Origin of the sequence: Pseudomonas gingeri, assembly GCF_013385425.1 — a bacterium.
GTDB classification, from domain to species: Bacteria; Pseudomonadota; Gammaproteobacteria; order Pseudomonadales; family Pseudomonadaceae; genus Aquipseudomonas; species Aquipseudomonas gingeri_D.
Genome location: NZ_JACAQA010000015.1, coordinates 12,750 through 35,033, shown reverse-complemented (window position 1 = coordinate 35,033; position 22,284 = coordinate 12,750). Strand labels below are relative to the sequence as shown.

Sequence of the window (22,284 nt, the reverse complement as noted above, 5' to 3'; positions counted from 1 at the left end):
TTTACGACGCCAGCTCCGAGCTGATGCTGTCAATCAATGCCCGGACACGGCGCGGCAAGACGTTAACCGGCGGATACACGATCTGCAGCGCCGTTTTCCCGGGCGAATAGTCGGGGAGCACCTCCACCAGTCGCCCGGCGGCGATATCGGCCTGGACATCCCAGATGGACTTGTTGCAGATGCCGTGCCCGTCCAGGCACCACTGCCTGATCTGCCCACCGTTGTTCGCCACCCGGCGCCCCCGGACCACAACACGGTAGGCCTCGTCCACCACCCGGAACGTCCAGACCCGATCGATGTTGCTGCCAAAACGCATGACCAGGCAATCGTGCCGCGAGAGATCGTCCGGATGCCCGGGGATGCCATGGCGTTCAAGGTAACAAGGCGCGGCACAGACAACCCGGCGGTTCTCGCCAATCGGCTTGGAGCGTAACGTACTGTCGGCGAGGATCCCGTAGCGGATGGCGAAGTCGATCCCCTGGCTGACCAGGTCGACAAAGCCATCGGTGAGATTGAGATCGACGGTCACGGCGGGATGCTCGGCCAGGAAACGGTCAAGAATCGGCACTATCCGCGCTTGCCCGAGATCGACCGGGGCACTGAGACGGATCAGCCCCGAGATCTTCTGCGTCCCCAGCCGGATACTGCTTTCCAGCTCATCGGCTTCCGCCAGCAGACGACGGGCACCCTCGGCCAGCAAGCGGCCCTCGTCGGTCAGGCTGATCGAACGGGTGGTGCGAGTCAGCAGGCTCGCGCCGTAATAGCCCTCCAGCAGCGCCAGGCGCTCGGACATCGACGCCGGGGACAACCCCAACTCCCGCCCGGCGGCGGACAGGCCGCCCTTCTCGACGATCATCAGGAACAGCGCCAGGTTATCCAGGGTCATTATTCGGAATCTCCGAAATATAATTTCGAATCCTAAGCAATTATCAAATGAATCCGCAATGTCTATCTTCGCCACATCAACCGACTGATCCACTGATTTTTGCGCAAGGAGAACTCCCATGACACTGACCTCAAGAATGCCGATCCAGATCTGGATCCTGACCCTTTCCGCCTTTGCCATCGGCACCGCCGAATTTCTGATCGCCGGCATCCTGCCCCAGGTCGCCGACAGCCTGAAGATCAGCACCGGCCAAGCCGGTAACCTGATTACCGCCTATGCCCTCGCCATCGTGATCGGCGGCCCCCTTCTGACGTTGTGGCTGGCGCGCTTCGAAAAACGCAACGTACTGATTGCCCTGATGGGACTGTTCGTCGCCGGCAACCTGATTGCCGCCTTCAGCAGCGACTACACCACACTGCTGATCAGCCGCGTGGTCGCCGGTCTCACCCAGGGTCCGTTCTACGGCATCGGCGCGGTGGTGGCGACACGCATGGTGGCCGATAACATGGCCGGACGGGCGGTCGGCCAGATGTTTGGTGGCCTGACACTCGCCAATGTACTGGGCGTCCCGGCCGGCGCCTGGATCGGCAATACCTTCGACTGGCATAGCACCTTTCTCGTCGTGGCGGTGATGGGGGTCGTCGCCCTGCTGATGATCGCCGTCACCATTGCCCGCAGCCCCGAAAACAAACCGGCTTCGATGCTGGCCCAGCTTTCGGTGTTCCGTGACCGCAATCTCCTGGCCAGCCTGGCCTTCACCACCCTCGGCTGGGTCGGTTTCATGACGCTGTACGGGTATATCGCTCCGGTTGCCGAACAGGTTGCCGGGTTCGACCGCAGTGCGATCACCTGGGTATTGGTTGTGGTGGGCGCAGGCCTGGTGGCCGGCAACAGCATCGGTGGCCGTACCGCGGATGCCAACCTGCGTCGCTCGCTGAGTGTCTGGCCGCTGGCCATGATCGCCGCGCTGATCCTGGTCGGCTTCCTCGCCCCCTACAAATGGCTGTTCCTGGGAGCGGCCTTCTTTTATGGCGTGACCACGTTTGCCAATCTGCCCTCCATGCAAATGCGCGTCATGAAGTACGGCGCCAAGGCTCCTGAACTGGCGGCGACCGCAAACATCTCAGCCTTCAACATCGCCAACGCCCTGGGTGGACTCATCGGTGGCGCAGTGATCGACAGCCACCTCGGTGCCTCCGCGATCCCGTTCGCCGCAGCCATTGTCCCGGTGTTCGGCCTGCTCTTGATCTTGTCGCAGGAAGCCCGGCTGTCACTACAACCGAAGGTGGCCAGGGCGGGCTTGGCGCTGGGGGACTGAGGTCTTTGTCTGCATCGGTACGTCGAACAACAAAATAACCAAAATCTCATAATGTGGAATATTTTATAAATCCCTATTTACAGAATTTTTGAATGAGCATAAATTGGACTCCATGGCCCATCTGCCGAAACACGGGCCGCAAAAACAAAAAAAAGAGTCCATGCCATGCAAACCGTGCCTGCAACAGAAAACGTCCTGAGCGACGTGATCGACCAACGCCCCATGGGGCGTCTACAGTTCGAGTTGATCGGCCTGTGCGTGATCCTGGCCGCTATCGACGGCTTCGACACCCAAGTCATGGGTTTCCTGGTCGGCCCGATGGCTGAATCCCTGGGTTTGCCGGCGGCCAGCTTCGGCCCGGTGTTCGCCAGTACCCTGCTCGGGCTGATGATCGGCGCGTTGAGCCTGGCGCCCCTGGCCGATCGCATCGGTCGCAAGAAAGTCCTGCTCGGCTGCGTCGCCACCTTCAGCCTGTTTTCACTCTGCACCGCCTTGAGCCACAACTACGAACAACTGCTGCTGGCCCGCTTTCTCACCGGCCTGGGGCTGGGCGGCGCGGTTCCCAACCTGATTGCCCTGGTCTGCGAGTACACCCCCAGACGCCATGCCCGCAGCGCGGTCACCCTGGTATTTTGCGGCATGCCATTGGGGGCCATGGTGGCGGGCCTGGTTGCAGAGCAAGTGTTGCCGGCCCTGGGTTGGCGCGCGGTGTTCATCTGCGGTGCGGTACTGCCGTTGATCTTTGCCGACCTGTTGTGGCGCAGCCTGCCGGAGTCCATCGAATTTCTCTCGCGAACAGCGGCCAACCGCGAGCAGGTGCTGAGGATCGTTTCACGGCTGATGCCGAACCTGAAAACCCTGCCGGACTCGCTGTTCAACCGCCCCCTGGCGAACCTCCCACGCATTTCCCCGCGCCGCCTGTTCGAGCACGGCATGTGGCGCCGCACGCTGCTGCTGTGGCTGCCCTATGCCATGAACCTGCTGATCCTGTACTCGATCATGAGCTGGGTGCCGACGGTGTTGAGCAGCGCCCGGCTACCCGCCCATACCGGCGTCGAGGCGATCGTATTGTTCAGCCTGGGTGGCGTCGTCGGCTCGCTGGTACAGGGCCGGTTGATGGATGTCCTGGGCGCCCATCGGGTGTTGATCGCACAGTTCCTGGCCTATCAGTTGCTGGTTCTGCTGCTGGTGATGCTGCCGCTCGCGGCGACAAGCTTCCTGACCCTGTTGTTATTGATGGGCCTGCTGATTCAAGGCGCCCAAGCCGGGCTGAACGCCCTGGCCGCCGAACTCTATCCCCAGGAAATCCGCTCCACTGGCATTGGCTGGGCGCTGGGCATCGGTCGGATTGGCTCGATCCTCGGGCCCTTGCTCGGCGGCCTGATGGTCGGCCTTGGCTGGCAGGTCCAGCACGTGTTCATGGCGGCCCTGATTCCCAGCCTGATTGCCCTGGGTGCGCTGCTGGCGATTCATTTCAGCCAGCGCCGCGACCACGCTTCCCATCCTACCCCGACTTATTGATCCTTCCAGGAGACACACAATGAAAATTGCCAGCTTCCTCAACCAGGGCATCCCGAGCTACGGCATCGTCGACGGCGATCAGTTGCTCGACCTGCAACCGTTGAAAGCCGAACTGGGCTATGACCTGAAAGCCGCGATCACCCATGGCCTGTTCAGCAGCCTGACCCCGGAGCACCTCGCCGCGCTGCCACGCCTGGCACTCGGCGAAGTCACCTTCCTGCCCGTGATCCCCAACCCCGGCAAGGTCCTGTGCATCGGCATCAACTACGCTACCCATGTCCGCGAAACCGGCCGAGACATGCCGACCTACCCGATGATCTTCACCCGCTTCGCCGATAGCCAGGCCGCCCACCTGCAAGCCATCCTGCGCCCCAAGGCCTCGCACAAGCTGGACTTCGAAGGTGAGCTGGCCATCGTCATCGGCAAGAAAGCGCGCCATGTCAAAGCCGAGAATGCCCTCGACCACGTGGCCGGCTATGCCTGCTACAACGATGGCAGCGTGCGCGACTGGCAAAAGCATACGATCCAGTTCGTGCCCGGCAAGAACTTTCCGCAGACCGGTGGCTTCGGCCCCTGGCTGGTGACCGCCGATGAAATCCCCGATCCGCAGGCGCTGGAACTGACCACCCGGCTCAACGGCGAAGTCATGCAGCACACCTCCACCAGCGACATGATTTTCGACGTGCGCAAACTGATCGAGTACTGCAGCACCTTCACCGAACTGGCGCCCGGCGATGTGATTGTCAGCGGTACCACCGGTGGCGTCGGTGCGTTCCGTGAACCGCCCGTGTGGATGAAGCCGGGCGACGTGGTCGAAGTGGAAATCTCCGGCCTGGGCACTCTGCGCAACACCATCGCGGACGAGATCTGAATCATGACTGACGCAAACAAACCCGCTACCTCCCAGGCGGTGTCCAATGCCGCGGACAGCGCTGCCGACGCCAAGGGCTCGAGCCTGGAGCGCATGCTCAAGGTCCTCGACCTGTTTACCGAACGCCAGCCGGTATGGACCGTCGACGACCTGGGTCATGCCATGGGCTTCACCCGCTCGACGATCTACCGCTATGTGCGTGAACTGGCCGAAGTGGATCTATTGTTCCAGGTCGAAGCCGGCCGTTATGCGCTCGGCGCCCGGATCATTACCTGGGACCGGCAACTGCGGGTCAGCGACCCGCTGGTACGCGCGGCCAACCAACTGGCGAGCGAATTCCCACAGTGGGGCCCCTCACAGGTCTGGCTGACCTGCCGCTTGTTCAAGGACCAGGTGGTCTGCGTACACCAGAGCGGTACCATCGCCAGTGAGGTCAGCTATACCCGTGGCACACCACGTCCGCTGTTCCTCGGCGCGACGTCCAAGGCCATTCTCGCCAACCTGGGTTCACGCCAGCACAACCGCCTGTACCTGGAAAAACACGAAGAAATCCGGCTCAGCTGCCTGGGGCAGAACTGGGAAGAGTTTCGCCGCGCGATGCAGCGCCTGCGCAAGAAAGGCTATGTCGTCTCGCGAGCCGAAGTCGACAGCGGCATCTGCGGGGTCGCGGCACCGATCTTCGACAGCGACGGCAAGGTCATCGGCAGCATCAGTTGCGTGCGTCCGGACAGCGAATGCGATGCCGAGCGCGATGACGAGTACGGGCAGCAAGTCGTGCAATTGGCACAGCGGCTTTCGCAACTCATGCAGGCGTTTTCCGGGCGTCCCCGGCCGCTGGACTGAACAACCTCGGTATCGAACATGACCACTTCCAACATCATCAAGACCGGCGTGCTGATCAGCGGCGCCGGTCCCACGGGCCTGACCTTGGCCAATTATCTGGGTCAGGCCGGCGTGGACACGTTCATCATCGATCGCAAGCAGAGCACGGTTGGCGAACCGCGGGCGGTCTCGATCGATGATGAATCCCTGCGCACCATGCAAGCCGTGGGCATGGATCAAGCCGTGCTCAAGGATGTGGTGCCCGGCTATGGCGTGCACTACTACACCCGCCCGGGCGGCCGCTGCTTCGGCAAGGTCGAACCGACCTCGACCCTGTATGGCTTTCCCAAGCGCAACGCATTCCGCCAACCGCTGTTCGAAGCGACCTTGCATGAAGGCATGCGCCGCTTCGAAAACCTGCGGGTCGGCTTCGCCCATGAGTTGCTGAATGTCGAGCAGGACGCCCACGGGGTGACCGCCAGCGTGCGTAACGCCGCCGGCGAAATCCTCACTGTCCACGCCCGCTACCTGGTGGCCTGTGACGGCGGCCGCAGCCCGGTGCGCAAACAGCTGGGTATCGACCTGGTGGGTTCAAGTTTCCAGTCACGCTGGCTGGTGGTGGACACCGAGCAGGATGACGATCCGTTCTGGCAATGCCGGATGTACTGCGACGCCCGACGTCCGACAGTGGATGTGCCCGGGCCCCATCGTACCCGGCGCTTCGAGTTCATGCTCAAGGCCGATGAAAGCGACGAGCAGATGCTCGGCGAAGAACAGCTCAAGGCGCTGCTCAAACCGTTTCGCGGCGACAAGCCGACCTCGATTGTGCGCAAGACCGTTTACACCTTCCACGCCCGGGTGGCCGAACGTTGGCGCGAAGGCCGGATCTTCCTCGCCGGCGATGCCGCGCACCTGACCCCGCCCTATGCCGGGCAAGGCATGAACAGCGGTGTTCGCGATGCCCACAACCTGGGCTGGAAGTTGGCCGGGGTGTTCAAGGGACAGCTCGGCAGCGATGCGCTGGACAGCTATGAAACCGAGCGCCGCGATCACGCCTGGGCCCTGATCAAACTGGCCCTGGGCCTCGGGGTGGTCATGGCGCCGTCCAGTGTCTGGCGGGCCAACCTGATCAGTGGCGCGTTCCGCGTCATCGGCCTGCTGCCGCCGCTGCGCGACTACTTCCTGCAGATGCGTTTCAAGCCCAAGCCGCGCTTCACCCAGGGCCTGGTGATCGGCAGCGGTAGCAGCGGGCAGTTGAGTTGCGGGCAGATGTTCCCGCAACCCAAGGTCGAGGATGCGGCGGGCAACGGCGTGTTGCTGGATAAAGTCCTCGGCACCGGCTTTGCCCTGCTGCAATACGCCAGCCTGGCCGACAGCCGATTGGGCGCGTTGCAACAGCCCTTGTGGGATCGCCTGGAAGCCCGGCGCATCCTGATCCTGCCCAAGGGCAGCCCGATCGATCCGGCGCGCACGGACGTATGGGTCGACAGCGACGGTGCCCTGGCCACGCTGCTCGGTGAACCCTGCGGCCAACTGCTGCTGTTGCGACCCGACCGCTATGTCGCGGCGATCTTCCCACTCGCCGAGGAGCAGGCCATCGCCGAGGGTTTCACCGCCCTGCTGGGCGTTCGGCCGCCCCCGGCCAGTGCCGCAAGCGATCCGCTCCCGCTCGACGAACCGTTACTGCGAAATTCACGCTAAGGAGACCGTCATGCATACCTTGCAGACCCAGACCCCTGCGCACCTGTTGTACCTGCACCTCTCCAGCAAGGAGCCGCAGCGCCAGGTCGACTTTTATCAACGCATGCTTGATCTACAGGGCTATCGGCAGGCCGATGGCACCTGGGTGCTGACCGGGCCGCAACGCGCCGTGCTGATCAGCCCGGCCGACAGCAACGGTTTTCTCGCCGCCGCCTATGGCGTCGCCGACCAGGCCAGCCTCAGCCAGCTGCGGGTGAACCTGCAGGCCCGCGACTGCCAGATCGAAAACGCCCGCTCGCCCCTGCTGGAAGACAATGCCTTCAGCATTCGTGATCCCCAGGGCCGGCAATTACTGTTCGGCGTCGGCCGCGATATCCCCGATGCCAGTCACCCCGGCATGCCGGGCCGCCTGCAGCATGTGGTGTTCCAGACCACCGAGCTGGAAGCGGTATTGGACTTTTACATCAACAAGGTCGGCTTCACCGTGTCCGACGATGTAGTCGATGAGGCCAACGGCGCGCTGATGACCCGCTTTATGCGCTCGGACAACGAACACCATTCCCTGGCGTTCTTCCGTGGTTCAAGAAACGAACTGGATCACCACTGCTACGAAACCAACGAATGGAACGACATTCGCGACTGGGGTGATCGCTTCGCCGCCGAACACATCAGCATCTTCTTCGGCCCCGGCCGCCACGGCCCCGGCAACAACCTGTTCTTCATGGTGGTGGATGCGGACCGCAACCGCCTGGAGATTTCCTGCGAACTGGAGATCACCGGTCCGCAACGCCAGGCCGGGGTCTGGCCGCACTGCGAATACTCGCTCAACTCCTGGGGCAAAGCCTGGATCAGGAGCTGAGGCGCAACACTCTCGATCAATACGACAAAAACAACCGACAGGTGATCTATGAGCGCTTCATTCACTCAGCAACTGCAAGGTGGCTGGACTCGTTTCATGCATGGCGAATTCGAGTGCACGGTCATTACCGACGGCCCCCTGCATATGGGCGCGCCGCATCCGACCTTTATCGGGGCAGATCCGAAGGAGATCGACCAACTGCTGGAAGACAACTTCCTGCCCAAGGACCGGATGTCGCTGAACCAGAACATCCTGATCGTCAACACCGGCAGCCAACTGGTGCTGTTCGATACCGGTGCCGGGGTCAACGCCGAATTCGGCGTCAAGACCTTCGGGGCGCAAACCGGCCAGGCCCTGATCAACCTCCGTGCGGCGGGCATTGATCCAGCGGACATCGATATCGTCGCCCTCACCCATGCCCACCCCGATCATTGCTGGGGCCTGGTGGACGATGACGATCAATTGCTCTACCCCAATGCGCGGATAGCCATCGACCCACGGGAGCTGGACTACTGGACCGACCTGAGCATCCTCTCGACGCCCAAGGGCGAAGCGATGAACCCGCACATGCGCGACCATTTCCTCGGCGCGCACAAGAACCTCACCCCCTATGTCGAACAAGAACGCATCATCCTGATCGGTGATGGTTTCGAACTGCTGCCCGGTATCACCGCGGTCAGCACCCCCGGCCACAGCCCGGGCCACACCCTGTACATGATCGAAAGCCAGGACCGGACGCTGGTGCTCTGGGGCGACCTGTGTCACCACCAGGTGCTGCTGTTGCAGCGTCCGGAGTGGGGTTTCCTGTTCGACTTCGACAATGCGGCCGCCGCCCACACCCGCGTGCGGGTCCTCGAAGAAGTCGCGCGCAAGCGCTACGCCGTCCTGTCCTATCACTTCCCGTTTCCCGGGCATGGCCATCTGGTCGCCCGCGATGGCGGCTACCGCTGGTTGCCGATCGAATTGCAACTGTACTGAGTCGAGGAGTCCCCATGTCCCTGCCAACCGATTCGACAGCCCGCTGCCACTGCGGCCTGATCGATGTTCATGCCCATTGCCTGTCGCCCACCTACAAGGCCGCGCTGACCGACGCCGGCCTGCTGACCCTGGACGGCGGTTATCCGGTGCCGGAATGGTCGCCGGAAAAAGCACTCGCGGTGATGGACGCCGGCAATATCGACACCATGATCCTGTCGGTGTCTTCGCCCAGCGTCGGCTTTCTCAAGGAAAAGCACGAGCGCGTGGCCCTGGCCCGTGCGATCAACGAAGACACCGCCGCCGTGATCGGGCAACACCCCGGCCGTTTCGGCGGCTTCGCCACCTTGCCGCTGCCCCACGTCGCGGAGTCCCTGGCAGAAATCGCCTACGCCTTCGACACCTTGAAATTCGACGGGGTGGTGATCGAAACCAACGCCGACGGCAAGTACCTGGGCAGCGAGGACCTGGCGCCGATTTTCGATGAGCTGAACCGCCGCCAGGCCACGGTGTTCCTGCACCCGACCTCGCCGCAATGCTTCGATGCGGTCGGCCTGGGCCGTCCGGCGCCGTTGTTCGAGTTCCCGGTGGACACCGCCCGCACGGTGATCGACCTGGTGTTTTCCAACACTTTCAAACGCTGCCCGGAGCTGAACCTGATCCTGCCCCACGCCGGTGGCGTATTACCGTCGATTGCCCGGCGCATCGCGCTGCTCTCCGGCATGCCGGCGATGAAGCCGACGCCCAAGCCGGGAACCGAAGTGATCGAGGAACTGCAACGGCTGTACTACGACGTGGCGATGTCGGCCAACCAGCCGACCTTCGATGGCCTGCGCACGCTGGCACCGCTGTCGCAGATCCTGTTCGGCACGGACTTTCCGTTCCAGCCGGCCGCCAACGTCCAGGCCAACGTAAACCACTTCCGCGCCCTCGAAGGCTTGAGCGCCGACGAGCACGAAGCCATTGCCCGGGGCAATGCGCTGCGCCTGTTCCCGCGCTTGCAACGCCGCTGAGAACGCCAATGAGCGCCCCGCGCTCACCCCTCAAGAGAGCGAAGATCATGAGTAGCAGTCATTACAACGGCTTTGCCGGTCAATTCATCGACGGCCGGCAACTCCCCGGCGGCAGCGCCCACCGGTTGCTGGACAGCAACCCGTACAACGGCGAAGTGCTCGCCGAACTGCAACTGGCCGACCTCGCGGACCTCGAGCACGCCTGCCAGGTGGCTCAAGCCGCGCAACTGGACTGGGCGCGGGCACTGCCAGCCGAGCGTAGCGCCGTGTTCCACCGGGCCGTGCAGATCATGCAGGCACGCCGCGAGGAAATAGTCAGCTGGCTGATCCGCGAAAGCGGCAGTACGCGCACCAAGGCCAACATGGAGTGGGCCGCCGTACACGACGGCATGCTCGAAGCCGCGACCTTCCCCAACCGCGTGCTGGGACGGATCCTGCCGATCGATATCGCCGACAAGGAAAGCCGCGTCTACCGCAAGCCGCTCGGGGTGATCGGGGTCATCAGTCCCTGGAACTGGCCCATGCACCTGTCGCACCGCTCGATCGCCCCGGCGCTGGCCCTCGGCAACGCCGTGGTGGTGAAGCCGTCGCAGGAAACCCCGATCACCGGTGGTCTGCTGTTGGCGCGCATCTATGAAGAAGCCGGGCTGCCGGCCGGGCTGTTGAACGTGGTGGTCGGCCAGAACAGCGAGATCGGCGATGCCTTCGTCCAGCACCCGACATTGCGCTTCATCTCCTTTACCGGCTCGAACAACGTCGGGCGCCATATCAATGCGCAGATCGCCGCCGCCAGTACCCTCAAGCATGTCGCACTGGAACTGGGCGGCAACGCGCCGCTGGTGGTCCTCGACGATGCCGACCTGGAGCATGCGGTGCATGCCGCGGTTGTCGGGCGTTTCCTGCACCAGGGCCAGATCTGCATGAGCACCAACCGGATCATCGTCGATCACTCGCTCTACGGCGATTTTGTCGCGCTGTTCGTCGAACGGGTCGCACGCTTGAAGTTTGGCGATCCGGACGCCACCGACACGGTGATCGGCCCACTGATCAATCGACGTCAACTGGACGGCGCCCTGGGGCACATCGCCCGGGCCCGGGCCGATGGCCTGCCGCAACTGCTGGGCGGCGAGCCGCAGGGGCTGGTGTTGCCGCCCCATGTGTTCGGCCCGGTCGACAATCACTCGGCACTGGCCCAGGCCGAGCTGTTCAGCCCGATTGCGCAGCTCATCCGCGCCGACAGCGAAGCCCATGCCTTGAGCATGGCCAACGACACCGAATATGGCTTGAGCAGCGCGGTCTTTACTCGCGACGAAGGCCGCGGCCTGCGCTTTGCCCAGCAGCTTCAGGCCGGGATGGCGCATATCAATGACATCCCGGCCAACGACAGCCCCAACAGCATGTTCGGCGGGGTGAAAAACAGCGGGCTGGGACGCTTCAACGGTGACTGGATCATCGACGCCTTCACCACCGACCACTGGATCAGCGTGCAACACGCACCACGTCCCTATCCGTTCTGAGCCGAGGAGTGCCTGCTCATGCAACAACCACAGTCAAACCCGCACCGTGCCAAAGCGGCGGTGATCCGGGAAAAAGGCGGTCGCTTCCTGATGGAAGAGATTCAACTGCAAGCCCCCCGCGCCGATGAGGTGCTGGTGCGGGTGGTCGCCTGCGGGGTGTGCCATACCGACCTGATCGTGCGTGACCAGTATTTTCCCTGCCCCCTGCCAATGGTCCTCGGTCACGAAGGCTCGGGGGTGATCGAGGCGCTCGGAGCCGATGTGAAGGACTTCAGCGTCGGCGACCACGTGGTGATGAGCTACCTCTCCTGCGGCCACTGCGAACCTTGCAGTACCGGCGAGGCGACCTATTGCACCCATACCTTCGCGTTGAACTTCGGTGGCAGCCGACTCGACGGCAGCGGCTCGACCCGGGATAGCCACGGGCATGCAATCCACGACCACTTCTTTGGGCAGTCATCGTTTGCCACCTACTCGATTGCCAACCGCCGCAACCTGGTCAAGGTCGACAAGAGCCTGCCGCTGGAGTTGCTGGGGCCCTTGGGGTGTGGCGTGCAAACCGGTGCCGGCGCGGTGCTCAATGTGCTGCAACCGAAGGCCGGTACCTCCTTTGCGGTCTTCGGTGCCGGTGCCGTTGGCTTGAGCGCGTTGATGGCGGCTCGCATTGCCGGGGCGACCACGCTGATTGCCGTGGATATCACCCCCGGCCGGCTGGAACTGGCCCGATCGCTGGGGGCCACCCATGTGGTCAATAGCCTGGAGGTCGACCCCGTGGAAGAGGTTCGCCGCATCACCGCCGGCGGTGCCCATTGCACCCTGGAAACCAGCGGGCGCCCCGCGGTATTGCGCCAGGCCATCGATGCACTACGGGCGCGCGGCACCTGTGCCATTGTCGGCGCGCCACCGGCCGGCACCGAAGCCAGTTTCGACGTCAACGAGGTGATGACCCAGGGCCGGACCATTCGCGGGGTCATCGAGGGCGAAAGCATTCCCTCGGTGTTCATTCCGCGCCTGCTCGAGTTGTACCGCCAGGGTCGATTCCCCTTCGACAAGCTGGTGCGCTTCTACGACTTCGATGACATCAACCAGGCCGTTGCCGACGCCCAGAGTGGCCTGACCGTCAAACCGATTTTGCGTATGGGTTGAACCCCGCGCAGACAACACCCTGCCCGCCGGCTCCCGGCAGACGCCTGATGCGGGCGGGCAGCGGATTCGCCTACCTATAAAAACAAGAGAAAGGCAATGCATACCATCAAGATCTCACGGCTTGGTGCGGTTCTGGCCGCCTGCGTAACGCTCACCGCCCATGCCGCGCCATCCGAAGACCGCGGCGAAGGCGCCCTGTTTACCTCACTTTTCGGTGACAGCCTGGAAAAGGAAACCGGGATCATCGTTTCGGGGCTTTCGGAAACCACCTACTCCAGGAACAATCGCTCCACCGCGAACGAGCGCCAGGGCGGAATGAGCAACTTCCCGGTGATCGGCGCCGGCGACGAAGGCCTGGAGTTCGGCTCGTTGCACTTGTTCGTCGACAAACCGCTGGACTCGAACATGATCCCTCGGGTCACCCCGCTGCCCGGTCCGACACCCGACAAGTTCTCGTTCGGATTTACCTTCGAAGGCAACTACGGGCGCAACGCGCAGTTCGCCCGGACCTTCGGCTGGGACATGCATTGGGCGGCGAACGCCCCAGGCGACAATGACGCGGCCAAGGCCCAACGCGACAAGCAACGGTTTCTGGCGGTGCCCAACCTGGCCGCTACCGCCTACCTGCCGATCGGCACCGGCCTGACCGTCATGGCCGGGATCTTCGGCCCGGGTATCGGCTACGAAATCCCACCGGATATCCGTGAGGCGCGCAATGCCTTCGCGACCAAGACCTACGCCCTGGTCTCGGAGCCGGGGACCTTTTCCGGCGTGCTGATGGGCACCCGCCTGATGAGCAACGATAGCGGCGTGCTGGGGGTCGAGCTGGGCGTGGTGCAAGGCTGGAACAACTTGCGTGACAACAACGACAGCAAAACCCTGACCGGTGCCGTGCGCTGGCGTACTCCGGACATGAAAACCTGGGTCGACTATGAGTTCGTCGTCGGTAACGAGGAGAACTCCAGCACCGACGATGTCCAGGCTCCGATCGAGCGGCTGATCTCACCCAACGGCCAACTCAAGCAGCAGCATTCGTTGAACGGTTGGCATGGGTTCGACGAACACTGGTCGATGGGCGCCGAGGTGCTCTACGGCCATCAGGCCGGCGACGGCAAGCCGAGCACCATCGATATCGTCAACGGCCCGGGTTTCGACGGGGCCCGGTGGTGGGGGGCGAACGCGGTGCTGACGTATCGCTATCGCAAGGACCTGGCGTTCTCGGTGCGTGGCGAGCATTTCAGCGACCCGGACGGCTTCGCCCTGTTCCCGGTCAGCAGCGCCCGTGGCGACTTCAACGCCGTCACCGCCGGCTTTCGTTATGACCTCAACCGCTACCTCTCGCTACGCCCGGAACTGCGTTACGACTGGTTCGACGGCAACAGCCAGGACCACCCCTTTGGCAACGGCCGCGACCGAGATCAACTGACCGCCAGCATGGACGCGTTGTTCTACTTCTAAACCGCTGTTCCCTAGCCGCACCTGGCCCCGGGAACCCCCGGGCCATGGGCACACCTCATCCTCAAATCTGGAAACCCGAACCATGAATGACAACAAGACTGCATGGGACTCGCGTTACGAATGGAAAGCCGTCCTGCTCCTGGCTTTCGGTTTCGGCCTGGTCGGACTGGACCGTTTCATCATCCTGCCGCTGTTCCCCGCGATCATGAAGGACCTGGCCCTGGACTATCAGGACCTGGGCAATATTTCGGCGGTACTGGCCATGGCCTGGGCGCTGTCCTCCATCCTGATCGGGCGCATCTCGGACACCTTCGGCCGACGCAAGGTGCTGATCCCCTCGCTGATCGTCTTTTCACTCCTGGCCGGCGTGTCGGGCTTGGCAACGGGCATCGCCTCGCTGCTGATGATCCGGGCAATCATGGGGATCGCCGAAGGGGCGTTTACCACCACCTCGATCGCCACCAATGCCGAAGTCTCCCATCCGCTGCGCCGGGGTCGAAACATGGGTATCCAGTTGAGCTTCTTTCCCCTGCTCGGCCTGGGGCTGGCGCCGATCATCGCGACCCAGTTGCTCGCCGTGGTGCCGTCCTGGCGCTGGGTCTTCGCGCTGGTGGCGCTGCCGGGCTTCGTGCTGGCCTGGTTGATCTACCGCCACCTGAAGGAAACCCGGCCCCAGGTTGCCAAGGCGGCGACAGTCGCCGCTGAGCCGGTCGAGAAGCACAGCTGGCTGACCGTCCTGCGCCATCGCAACATGCCGCTGAACATCATCGCCATGTGCTGCGCGTTGACCTGCCTGTTTGTCGTCAGTGTGATGACGGCCAATTACCTGACCGATTACCTGCACCTGAGCATCGCGCAGATGGGCTTCGTCATGTCGGCCATCGGCTTCGGTGGCTTCGCCGGGGACATGATCGTGCCCACTCTGTCGGATCGACTTGGACGCAAACCCGTACTGCTGCTGTCATTCGTGGCCACCGCGCTGTTCTTGTGGCTGCTGATCAACACCGGCGCCGAACCGCTGAAACTGTTCGGCCTCCTGTTCATGACGACCTTCTTCAACTTCAGCATGATTTGCGTGATCAACGGGCCGCTGACCAGCGAGTCGGTATCGCCGGCTCAGATCGCCACCGCGACCGGACTGGTGGTCGGTGCCGCGGAATTGTTCGGCGGGGCTGTCGCGCCGGCACTGGCGGGTTTTATCGCGCAGCATTACGGCATTGAGAAAACCCTGTTACTGGCTCTGGGCAGCCTGGGGATCGGCCTGGTGGTCAGCCTGTTCTTGAAGGAAACCCTGCCGGGCAAGCGCAAAGCCATAGCCGCCCAGGCATTCCCGGCCCCCGGGCTGGTCGACAGTAAACCCGACTGAAGCCAGGGTGATGGACTTCAAGGCAGCGACCACGGCGCAAGCGGATTGAACGCATTGACAAGGAAGTCGACCATAACCCGGACCTTCGCCGGCGGCGTTCGGTCGGACGAACGCACCAGGTGAATCCCGCCCATGTCGGCCGACGGCGCGTCCAGGGCGACAGGCTCCAGCTCACCCCGGCGGATGGCGTCCGTGACGATGAACTCCGGTTCGTAAAGCACCCCCAGCCCGGCGACGGCGGCGGCGACCAGGGCGTCGCCGTTGTTGGTGCGCAGGCTGCCCTTGATCGCCACACGCTTGTCAGCCTCCTTGCCGAAGCGCCATTCGTCAGGACGCGACAGGTTCGACAAGGTAAAGCTCAGGCAATTATACGTATGCAAATCGGCCCAGCGCCCGGGACGTCCATGTCGGTTCCAGTAATCGGGAGCGGCACAGACGACCATGGCGCTGTCGGCCAGCTTGCGCGACACCAGACGACTGTCCTTCAAGGCCCCCACCCGGATCGTCAGGTCCCAGCCCTCTTCCATCAGGTCCACCACGCGATCATTGAGCCCCAGGTCAACCGTGACGCCCGGGTGCTGGCGGTTGAACTCCGGCAACAACGGCGCGACGAAGCGCACCCCGAAAGACAACGGCACATTGAGCCGCAGCAACCCGCTCGCCTCCACACGCTGCGAGGCGATCATGGCTTCTACATCTTCAAGGTCAGGCAGGATCCGGCTGCACGCCTCCAGATATTGCTGACCCGCTTCCGTCAGGGTGAGTTTGCGCGTACTGCGATGGAACAGCCGCACGCCCAGGCGCAGTTCCAGCGCATCCACATGCTTGGTCGCCATCGCTGGCGATACGCCCATCTGTCGGGCGCCGGCCGACAGGCTGCCGAGATGGGCGGCATGGGAAAAAATCTGCATGCCGGTAATCCGATCAAGCATTTCAATTCCTCACTCCGATTAAAAACTGAATCGCCAGATCGGCACATTATCACCCTACCAGTGAATAGATAAAGTGTGGAGCAATAACCTCATCATGCTGGAGACAGGAATCGGTCATGAAGCCCACAACACGTCAAAACGCGGCAGACACTAAAAAACTATCCCGGCGCCAGTTACTCGTGACGGCCTCCATCGGTGGTCTGGGCGCGGCACTTGCCAGCCCCCTCTCCAAAGCCCTGGCGGCGGCCACAGGGCAATCGGCGTGGAATCGAGCCGAGGCCATGGACGAGGTTATCTTCAACGCCGTGAGCCGTGGCCAGATTGTCGGAGCAACGGTCATTGCCGCGAAAGACGGCGAAGTCGTCTACCGGCGCGCGGCCGGTTTCGCCGACCGGGAAACCCGGCGCCCGATGAAAGAAGACGAAGTCTGTCGTTTGGCCTCGATGACCAAGCCCATCGTCTGCGTGACGGCTCTGGCCCTTATCGACCAGGGCAAACTCACCCTGGATGATCCGCTGACCCGCTGGCTCCCCGACTTTCGGCCGAAGCTCGCGGACGGACGCGAACCGGTCATCACCGTGCGCCATTTGCTGACCCATACGGCGGGCCTGTCCTATGGTTTTCTTGAAACGCCGGACGGGGCCTACCATCGGCTCGGCGTTTCCGACGGGCTGGATGCATCCGGCCTGACCCTCGAAGAGAATCTTCGACGCATCGCCTCGGCGCCCTTGCTTTTCGAGCCGGGAACCGGCTGGCACTACTCGGTTGCCATCGATGTGCTCGGCGCAGTCATCGAGCAGGTGACCGGCATGACCTTACCCGAAGCGGTAGGCAAGATCGTTACCACCCCCTTGGGTGCTTCCAGCCTCAAATTCGTGGCCTCCCCCGGCACCGTGCTGGCCACCCCCTACGGTGATGCATCGCCTCGGCCCAAGCGCATGAGCGACCCATTTTCGCTTCGGTTCGGCCCCGGTGCGATTGCCTATGCACCCGCCCGGGCCTTCGACAGTGACGCCTTTCCTTCGGGCGGCGTCGGCATGGTCGGTACCGCCAGGGATTATCTGCGCTTCGTCGAAGCGATCCGTACCGGCGGCGCGGGGATCATCCGCCCGGACACGATGGCGGTCATGACGCGCAATGCCATTGGCGATCTGCCGGTCGCGGCGGCCGGTCCGGGGTTTGGCTGGGGCCTCGGTGTGGCCGTGCTGAAAGATCCGCTGGCGGCGAAATTGCCCCTGCGGGCCGGCAGTTGGAACTGGGCCGGCGTCTACGGCACGAACTTCTGGGTCGACCCCGTGCAGCGCCTGAGTGTCGTCACCTTGACCAATACCGCGGTCGCCGGCATGAGCGGGGACTTCCCCAGCGCACTGCGTCATGCCGCCTACTCGGCCTGACTCGCCGCCACGGCTCGCACGGTCAATGCCGTGGCCTTCGAATCCATCACCTGATCGACATCAAGGACACCCAATGAAGGCTTATCAAATCCTCGCCGGTAGCGGCATTGTCGGGCTCGAACCCGTCGAGCGTAGCGCCCGCACGCCCGACGCTCACGAAATCAAAGTGCGAATCGAGGCGACCTCACTCAATCACCGCGACCTCAGTTTCGCCCGGGGTCAGTTCTATAACCCGCCGAGCGAGCCGATCATCCCGCTGGTGGATGGTTGCGGGGAAATCATCGCAATGGGCGAGTCGGTCACTCGCTTCAAGGTCGGTGATCGCGTCATCACCAGTTATTACCCACGCTGGATTGACGGTGCACTGTCACTGGACAAGACCGCTGTTTCGTTCGGTGCTCAATTCGACGGCACCCTCGCCGAGGAAATCGTCGCCAGCGAGACGTTTTTTGCGCGAGCCCCCGCCAGCCTGAGCGCGGCGCAGGCTGCGACCTTGTCCTGCGCGGGCGTGACCGCCTGGAACGCATTGTTTGTTGCCGGAGCCGCCAAGCCGGGCGCAAGCGTGCTGATCCTCGGCACCGGCGGTGTATCGCTGTGGGCGCTGCAACTGGCCAAGGCCGCGGGTCTATTCACCCTCGTGACCTCGTCTTCGGACGAAAAACTCGAACGGGTCAAAGCCCTCGGTGCCGACGCCACGATCAACTATCGCACAACACCGCAATGGCAGGACGAAGTCCTGCGGCTGACCGCCGGCAGCGGCGTCGACCTGGTGGTCGAAGTCGGTGGCGAAGACACCTTGGCCCGCTCGCTCAAAGCCGCCGGTCCTGGCGCAACCGTCGTCGTCATTGGTCGAGTCAGTGGTGGCGGTGGTGTATCGATCGAACCCGGCATGCTGATCGGCGGCGCCAAACGGCTGGTGGGGGTCACGGCGGGCAGCCGAGCCATGCTCGAAGACCTGGTGCGCTTCGTCGACATCAACCGGATCGTGCCGACCATCGACAAGGTCTTCCCGTTCGATGAAGCCGTTGCCGCCTACGAATACCTGCAATCAGGCCAGCACTTCGGAAAGGTCGCGATCAAGGTTCGATGATCGGTTGGCGATTTATATCGGCGATAATTTAACTAAATCCTACAATGTCAGATTTTTGTTGAATTAAAACACCAATATCAGCACTCTCTACCTCTTTACCCTTGCAAAGGTTTTCACATGGAACAGCTAGCAAAGCACTGGATCAATGGCGAGTGGATGGACAGCGGGCAACTGCGCGACAGCCTCAACCCGGCCACTGGAGAAGCCTTCGCCACGTTCTATGACGGTGGCCTGGCCGAAGCGAAAAAGGCCGTGGCGGCCGCCAGGCAGGTCTTTCTCGAAAGCGACTGGAAAGTCGACGCGATGCTGCGTTCCACCGCCCTCAGTCACTTGGCCGATGTCTACGAGCGTCGTTCGCAAGAGGTGATCGACTGCCTGACCACCGAGAACGGCAAGCTGAAAACCGAGGCCGGTTTCGAAGCCATGCAGATCGTCCGCGCCCTGCGTTTTGCCGCCGGCCTGGCGCTGCACACCTTTGGTCGAGTGGCCGAACCGCGCCCAGGTACCCAATCCATGGTGCTGCGCCAGGCAGTGGGCGTGGCAGGCCTGATCGTGCCGTGGAACTCTCCGGCGTTTCTGCTGATCCGCGCCCTCGCCCCCGCCCTGGCCGCCGGGTGTACCGCCGTGGTCAAGCTGCCGGCCCAAGCGGCGCAGACCGCCTGGCTGTCCGCGCAGATACTGGCCAGCGTTCCAGAGATTCCCCGGGGCGCGGTCAATATTTTTGTCGAGAGCGGCGCGCAAGGCGCGAAGTTTCTGGTGGATTCCCCTGACGTTCCGGTGATCAGCTTCACCGGCAGCACCTCGACCGGGCGCCAGATCGCCATTGCCGGCGCCGCGCAGTTCAAGCGCATCGGCCTGGAACTGGGCGGCAAGACCCCACACCTGGTGTTTGACGATGCTGACCTTGAAGCCGCCGTGCCCGCCATCGTTGCGTCCTCGACGGTGTTTGCCGGTCAGTTCTGTGTGACCGGCAGCCGAATCTTGGTGCAGCGCGGCATCGCGGAAAAACTGAAAGAGCGGCTCGCGGGAAAACTGGCGGCCGTGCAACCGGGGCCGGCCGCGGACCCTTCCAGCCAGATGGGCCCCTTGATCGACCGCCAGGCGGCCGAACGGGTGGATCAGATGGTCAAGGTCGCGCTCGACGACGGCGCCACAGCCATCGTTCGTGGTGGCTTGATCAGCGAAGGCCTGCTGGCCGGTGGCGCGTTCTACCGTCCGACACTGCTGGAAGTGCCGGCTGCTGGAATGGCGATTTCCCGGGACGAGGTGTTTGGCCCGGTGCAGACGCTGCAAGTGTTCGACACCGAAGCTGAAGCCATCGCCATGGCCAACGACAGCGAATACGGGCTGAGCGCCTGCATCTGGAGCCGCGACGTCAACCAGCCGATTCGCGTGGCACGTCAGCTCGATGCCGGTCACATCTGCATCAACGATTGGGCCGGCATGCAAGTCGAGTTCGAAGAAGGCGGTTTCAAGAACAGCGGACAAGGCCGCCTCGGTGGCCTGGCTAGCCTGGATGACTTCATGGAGTACAAACAGATTCTGCAGGTTTTCGGCCAACGCTAAACAGGCCAGATAATGGGCGGCGCCCACATGGAACGCCGTCCGCACAGCAAACGCCGAACCGCCGGACGCCCGACTAAGTCGAAGCCTGGCGGTTCGGCGTTTGCCTGCCGACCACTTCTTTTAGATCAAGCCCCTGGTCCTGCAACACGACCTGCGCCGTATTGCGTCCCGGCAAACCGCTGATTGAGCCGCCGGGAGCCGTGCAGGCACCTGTTTGATAAAGCCCGAGGATGCCCATGCGACAAGGGGCGAAGTTCCCGCCGCGATTGTCGAAATGATGCGCGCTGCCGCGCCACATCGAAGGGTTCATCCGTTCAATATCCAAAGGACTCAGCAGGTATTGGGCGAGCAACTTATCCTTGGTCAGGTTCGTCGTGTAACCCATGTAGCGGGTCAAAACGGTATCGGCGATTTGGTCCTTGATCCTATCCCAGTGCTCCGGCCCGGCCTTGAGGTTGTAGGGCATGCAGCCTTCGATTTTCAACAACCCCTGCCCGGCCGGCACCCGCGTCTTGTCGAAAACGGATGGATGACACACCTGAAGCGGGTAGTCGGCAATGTTCAGCTCGCCATGGGCGTCGTCCGGGCTGAGGGTGAAGATGCTCGCGGGGTCTTCCATCAACGACGCCTCAACGCTGGCAATGGTTCCTCCTGAGGCCAGCGCATATTCAGGCTGCTGCGAAAAAGCAAAATGAAACTGGAACATGGCCATTTCCGGTTGCATGAGATCGACGCCATCGAGCACCGGGCTACCAAACAGTTCACGCGGAGCCATATCGATCAGGTGCTTGACATGGATGCTGGAAACCACCCCCTTGCTAGCCCGGTATTGCGTGCCATCGGCGCACTCGACGCCTTTGCATGCAGCGTTTTCTATCACCAGTTGGACAATCGGTTTGCCAGTGAGAATGACCCCGTCGTGCGCCTCGATAAAACGCCCAAGCGCCACGCTCAACATCCCGGAGCCGCCTCTGGGAATGGGCCGCCCCTTGAGGTGATCGAGCATCGAGAACGCCTGCTTGCCGGTGCCGTAATCACTGCCGTTCGGCCCGAAAAACCGCCCGCCCGACAGCGCCGCCGCACGCATCTGAGGACTTTCCCATACCGCCTTGGCGGCGGTGAAGCCGCTCATCTCGCCGAGTCGACGCAGGTAGATCCCGTCACGCGAACTGGCCGCCGCTTCGGCAGTAATTGCGGACAGACCGGCACGGGCCGTGGCTGCACGCCTGAAGGTCTGGGCATCCTTTTTTGATACCTGCTCAATGGTAGCGGCCGTACGCTCTACATCATTGCGGAACACCGTGAAGGACGCGCCATCCAGGAACGGATAGTGCAACACGACATCCGGGTACAGGAGTTCGTAGCCGTATTGCGCCAGGTCCAGTTCATGGTCACGGATCAGGGGATTGTTGAGAATAACGCCGTGGACGCTGGAACACAGGTCTTCCTTGAAACCGGGCAGCAGCGGCTCGGTGGTCTTGCAGCCACCGCCGATCACCGAATCGCCTTCGAGGACCAATACCCGGTAGCCCGCCTTGGCCAGATAAGCGGCGCAGACCAGGCCGTTATGGCCGGCACCGGCAATCACATAGTCGAACTGCCCGGAGGGTAGTGGCGTTCGCTTTACCGCTGCCTGCGGGGTATCGCTGGCGTTGACCAGGGCGGGATCCGCAAGACCGGCGAACGCCGCCGGAATGGCCACTGCGGCCTTGAGGAAGTCTCGACGATCGATCGGCGGCATTTTCTACTCCAGGGGTCGCGATTTTGCAGTGACACTAGCGCCAATCCCCAGGAGGGATTAGGGGTCGGGTATGAAATTCACTTCCTATCGATAGCCAGGAATACAGCA

The 22,284-nt window shown here is 62.9% G+C and carries 18 protein-coding genes; 15 read left to right on the top strand and 3 right to left on the bottom strand.

Translation table 11 applies throughout. From position 1 onward, the window contains the following. Position 1 precedes the first annotated feature (1 nt). Positions 2-886: a LysR family transcriptional regulator gene (locus HX830_RS18505; protein ID WP_177101756.1), complete on the bottom strand. Its 885-nt coding sequence runs from the start codon at positions 884-886 to the stop codon at positions 2-4. Positions 887-1,004: 118 nt separating this feature from the next. Here HX830_RS18505 and HX830_RS18500 point away from each other — a divergent pair, with 118 nt between their 5' ends. The 12 genes from HX830_RS18500 to HX830_RS18445 all read left to right on the top strand — a co-directional run bounded on the left by HX830_RS18500 (position 1,005) and on the right by HX830_RS18445 (position 15,453). Then, on the top strand, positions 1,005-2,204 hold the full coding sequence (locus tag HX830_RS18500) for an MFS transporter (RefSeq protein ID WP_177101754.1): 1,200 nt from the start codon (positions 1,005-1,007) through the stop codon (positions 2,202-2,204). A gap of 165 nt (positions 2,205-2,369) precedes the next feature. Further along, complete coding sequence (locus HX830_RS18495) at positions 2,370-3,725, top strand: MFS transporter (RefSeq protein WP_177101752.1); 1,356 nt, start codon at positions 2,370-2,372, stop codon at positions 3,723-3,725. Between the two features lie 19 nt (positions 3,726-3,744). Continuing rightward, complete coding sequence (locus HX830_RS18490; protein ID WP_152741444.1) at positions 3,745-4,596, top strand: fumarylacetoacetate hydrolase family protein; 852 nt, start codon at positions 3,745-3,747, stop codon at positions 4,594-4,596. A gap of 3 nt (positions 4,597-4,599) precedes the next feature. Beyond that, complete coding sequence (locus HX830_RS18485; protein WP_152741445.1) at positions 4,600-5,439, top strand: IclR family transcriptional regulator; 840 nt, start codon at positions 4,600-4,602, stop codon at positions 5,437-5,439. Between the two features lie 18 nt (positions 5,440-5,457). After that, positions 5,458-7,119: a bifunctional 3-(3-hydroxy-phenyl)propionate/3-hydroxycinnamic acid hydroxylase gene (locus HX830_RS18480; protein WP_177101750.1), complete on the top strand. Its 1,662-nt coding sequence runs from the start codon at positions 5,458-5,460 to the stop codon at positions 7,117-7,119. A 10-nt stretch (positions 7,120-7,129) separates the two neighbouring features. Beyond that, entirely contained in the window at positions 7,130-7,978 is an 849-nt protein-coding gene (locus HX830_RS18475) for a VOC family protein (RefSeq protein ID WP_152741447.1), read from the top strand. A 48-nt stretch (positions 7,979-8,026) separates the two neighbouring features. Beyond that, positions 8,027-8,956 carry an MBL fold metallo-hydrolase gene (locus HX830_RS18470; protein ID WP_152741448.1) on the top strand — a complete coding sequence of 310 codons (930 nt, stop codon included), beginning with the start codon at positions 8,027-8,029 and terminating at the stop codon, positions 8,954-8,956. A 14-nt stretch (positions 8,957-8,970) separates the two neighbouring features. After that, complete coding sequence (locus HX830_RS18465) at positions 8,971-9,966, top strand: amidohydrolase family protein (RefSeq protein ID WP_152741449.1); 996 nt, start codon at positions 8,971-8,973, stop codon at positions 9,964-9,966. 47 nt (positions 9,967-10,013) lie between these two features. After that, positions 10,014-11,483 (top strand): aldehyde dehydrogenase family protein, encoded by a 1,470-nt coding sequence (locus HX830_RS18460; protein ID WP_152741450.1) that lies wholly within the window; start codon positions 10,014-10,016, stop codon positions 11,481-11,483. A gap of 18 nt (positions 11,484-11,501) precedes the next feature. Continuing rightward, positions 11,502-12,629 (top strand): NAD(P)-dependent alcohol dehydrogenase, encoded by a 1,128-nt coding sequence (locus HX830_RS18455; protein WP_152741451.1) that lies wholly within the window; start codon positions 11,502-11,504, stop codon positions 12,627-12,629. Positions 12,630-12,725: 96 nt separating this feature from the next. After that, positions 12,726-14,087 carry an outer membrane beta-barrel protein gene (locus HX830_RS18450; protein ID WP_152741452.1) on the top strand — a complete coding sequence of 454 codons (1,362 nt, stop codon included), beginning with the start codon at positions 12,726-12,728 and terminating at the stop codon, positions 14,085-14,087. 82 nt (positions 14,088-14,169) lie between these two features. Next, a complete protein-coding gene (locus HX830_RS18445; RefSeq protein WP_177101748.1) occupies positions 14,170-15,453 on the top strand; it encodes an MFS transporter in 1,284 nt (427 codons plus the stop codon). Between the two features lie 17 nt (positions 15,454-15,470). Here the strand turns inward: HX830_RS18445 and HX830_RS18440 are convergent, their stop codons facing one another. After that, positions 15,471-16,385: a LysR family transcriptional regulator gene (locus HX830_RS18440; RefSeq protein ID WP_152741454.1), complete on the bottom strand. Its 915-nt coding sequence runs from the start codon at positions 16,383-16,385 to the stop codon at positions 15,471-15,473. Positions 16,386-16,501: 116 nt separating this feature from the next. Between HX830_RS18440 and HX830_RS18435 the strand changes: the two genes are divergently transcribed. The 3 genes from HX830_RS18435 to HX830_RS18425 all read left to right on the top strand — a co-directional run bounded on the left by HX830_RS18435 (position 16,502) and on the right by HX830_RS18425 (position 20,435). Next, a complete protein-coding gene (locus HX830_RS18435) occupies positions 16,502-17,779 on the top strand; it encodes a serine hydrolase domain-containing protein (RefSeq protein WP_152741455.1) in 1,278 nt (425 codons plus the stop codon). Between the two features lie 73 nt (positions 17,780-17,852). After that, positions 17,853-18,869 (top strand): zinc-dependent alcohol dehydrogenase family protein, encoded by a 1,017-nt coding sequence (locus HX830_RS18430; protein ID WP_177101746.1) that lies wholly within the window; start codon positions 17,853-17,855, stop codon positions 18,867-18,869. Between the two features lie 117 nt (positions 18,870-18,986). Then, positions 18,987-20,435, top strand: coding sequence for an aldehyde dehydrogenase family protein (locus HX830_RS18425; RefSeq protein ID WP_177101744.1), 1,449 nt, complete (start codon positions 18,987-18,989; stop codon positions 20,433-20,435). Positions 20,436-20,508: 73 nt separating this feature from the next. Here HX830_RS18425 and HX830_RS18420 read toward each other — a convergent pair whose 3' ends face one another. Further along, on the bottom strand, positions 20,509-22,176 hold the full coding sequence (locus HX830_RS18420) for a phytoene desaturase family protein (RefSeq protein WP_218171329.1): 1,668 nt from the start codon (positions 22,174-22,176) through the stop codon (positions 20,509-20,511). Positions 22,177-22,284: the final 108 nt, after the last annotated feature.

What these genes read in the sequence shown, in the direction of transcription:
- HX830_RS18505 (WP_177101756.1), bottom strand. Translation starts at nt 886, where the DNA reads ATGACCCTGGATAACCTGGCGCTGTTCCTGATGATCGTCGAGAAGGGC.
- HX830_RS18445 (WP_177101748.1), top strand. Translation starts at nt 14,170, where the DNA reads ATGAATGACAACAAGACTGCATGGGACTCGCGTTACGAATGGAAAGCC.
- HX830_RS18485 (WP_152741445.1), top strand. Translation starts at nt 4,600, where the DNA reads ATGACTGACGCAAACAAACCCGCTACCTCCCAGGCGGTGTCCAATGCC.
- HX830_RS18430 (WP_177101746.1), top strand. Translation starts at nt 17,853, where the DNA reads ATGAAGGCTTATCAAATCCTCGCCGGTAGCGGCATTGTCGGGCTCGAA.
- HX830_RS18465 (WP_152741449.1), top strand. Translation starts at nt 8,971, where the DNA reads ATGTCCCTGCCAACCGATTCGACAGCCCGCTGCCACTGCGGCCTGATC.
- HX830_RS18455 (WP_152741451.1), top strand. Translation starts at nt 11,502, where the DNA reads ATGCAACAACCACAGTCAAACCCGCACCGTGCCAAAGCGGCGGTGATC.
- HX830_RS18470 (WP_152741448.1), top strand. Translation starts at nt 8,027, where the DNA reads ATGAGCGCTTCATTCACTCAGCAACTGCAAGGTGGCTGGACTCGTTTC.
- HX830_RS18440 (WP_152741454.1), bottom strand. Translation starts at nt 16,385, where the DNA reads ATGCTTGATCGGATTACCGGCATGCAGATTTTTTCCCATGCCGCCCAT.
- HX830_RS18500 (WP_177101754.1), top strand. Translation starts at nt 1,005, where the DNA reads ATGACACTGACCTCAAGAATGCCGATCCAGATCTGGATCCTGACCCTT.
- HX830_RS18435 (WP_152741455.1), top strand. Translation starts at nt 16,502, where the DNA reads ATGAAGCCCACAACACGTCAAAACGCGGCAGACACTAAAAAACTATCC.
- HX830_RS18460 (WP_152741450.1), top strand. Translation starts at nt 10,014, where the DNA reads ATGAGTAGCAGTCATTACAACGGCTTTGCCGGTCAATTCATCGACGGC.
- HX830_RS18420 (WP_218171329.1), bottom strand. Translation starts at nt 22,176, where the DNA reads ATGCCGCCGATCGATCGTCGAGACTTCCTCAAGGCCGCAGTGGCCATT.
- HX830_RS18490 (WP_152741444.1), top strand. Translation starts at nt 3,745, where the DNA reads ATGAAAATTGCCAGCTTCCTCAACCAGGGCATCCCGAGCTACGGCATC.
- HX830_RS18450 (WP_152741452.1), top strand. Translation starts at nt 12,726, where the DNA reads ATGCATACCATCAAGATCTCACGGCTTGGTGCGGTTCTGGCCGCCTGC.
- HX830_RS18480 (WP_177101750.1), top strand. Translation starts at nt 5,458, where the DNA reads ATGACCACTTCCAACATCATCAAGACCGGCGTGCTGATCAGCGGCGCC.
- HX830_RS18475 (WP_152741447.1), top strand. Translation starts at nt 7,130, where the DNA reads ATGCATACCTTGCAGACCCAGACCCCTGCGCACCTGTTGTACCTGCAC.
- HX830_RS18425 (WP_177101744.1), top strand. Translation starts at nt 18,987, where the DNA reads ATGGAACAGCTAGCAAAGCACTGGATCAATGGCGAGTGGATGGACAGC.
- HX830_RS18495 (WP_177101752.1), top strand. Translation starts at nt 2,370, where the DNA reads ATGCAAACCGTGCCTGCAACAGAAAACGTCCTGAGCGACGTGATCGAC.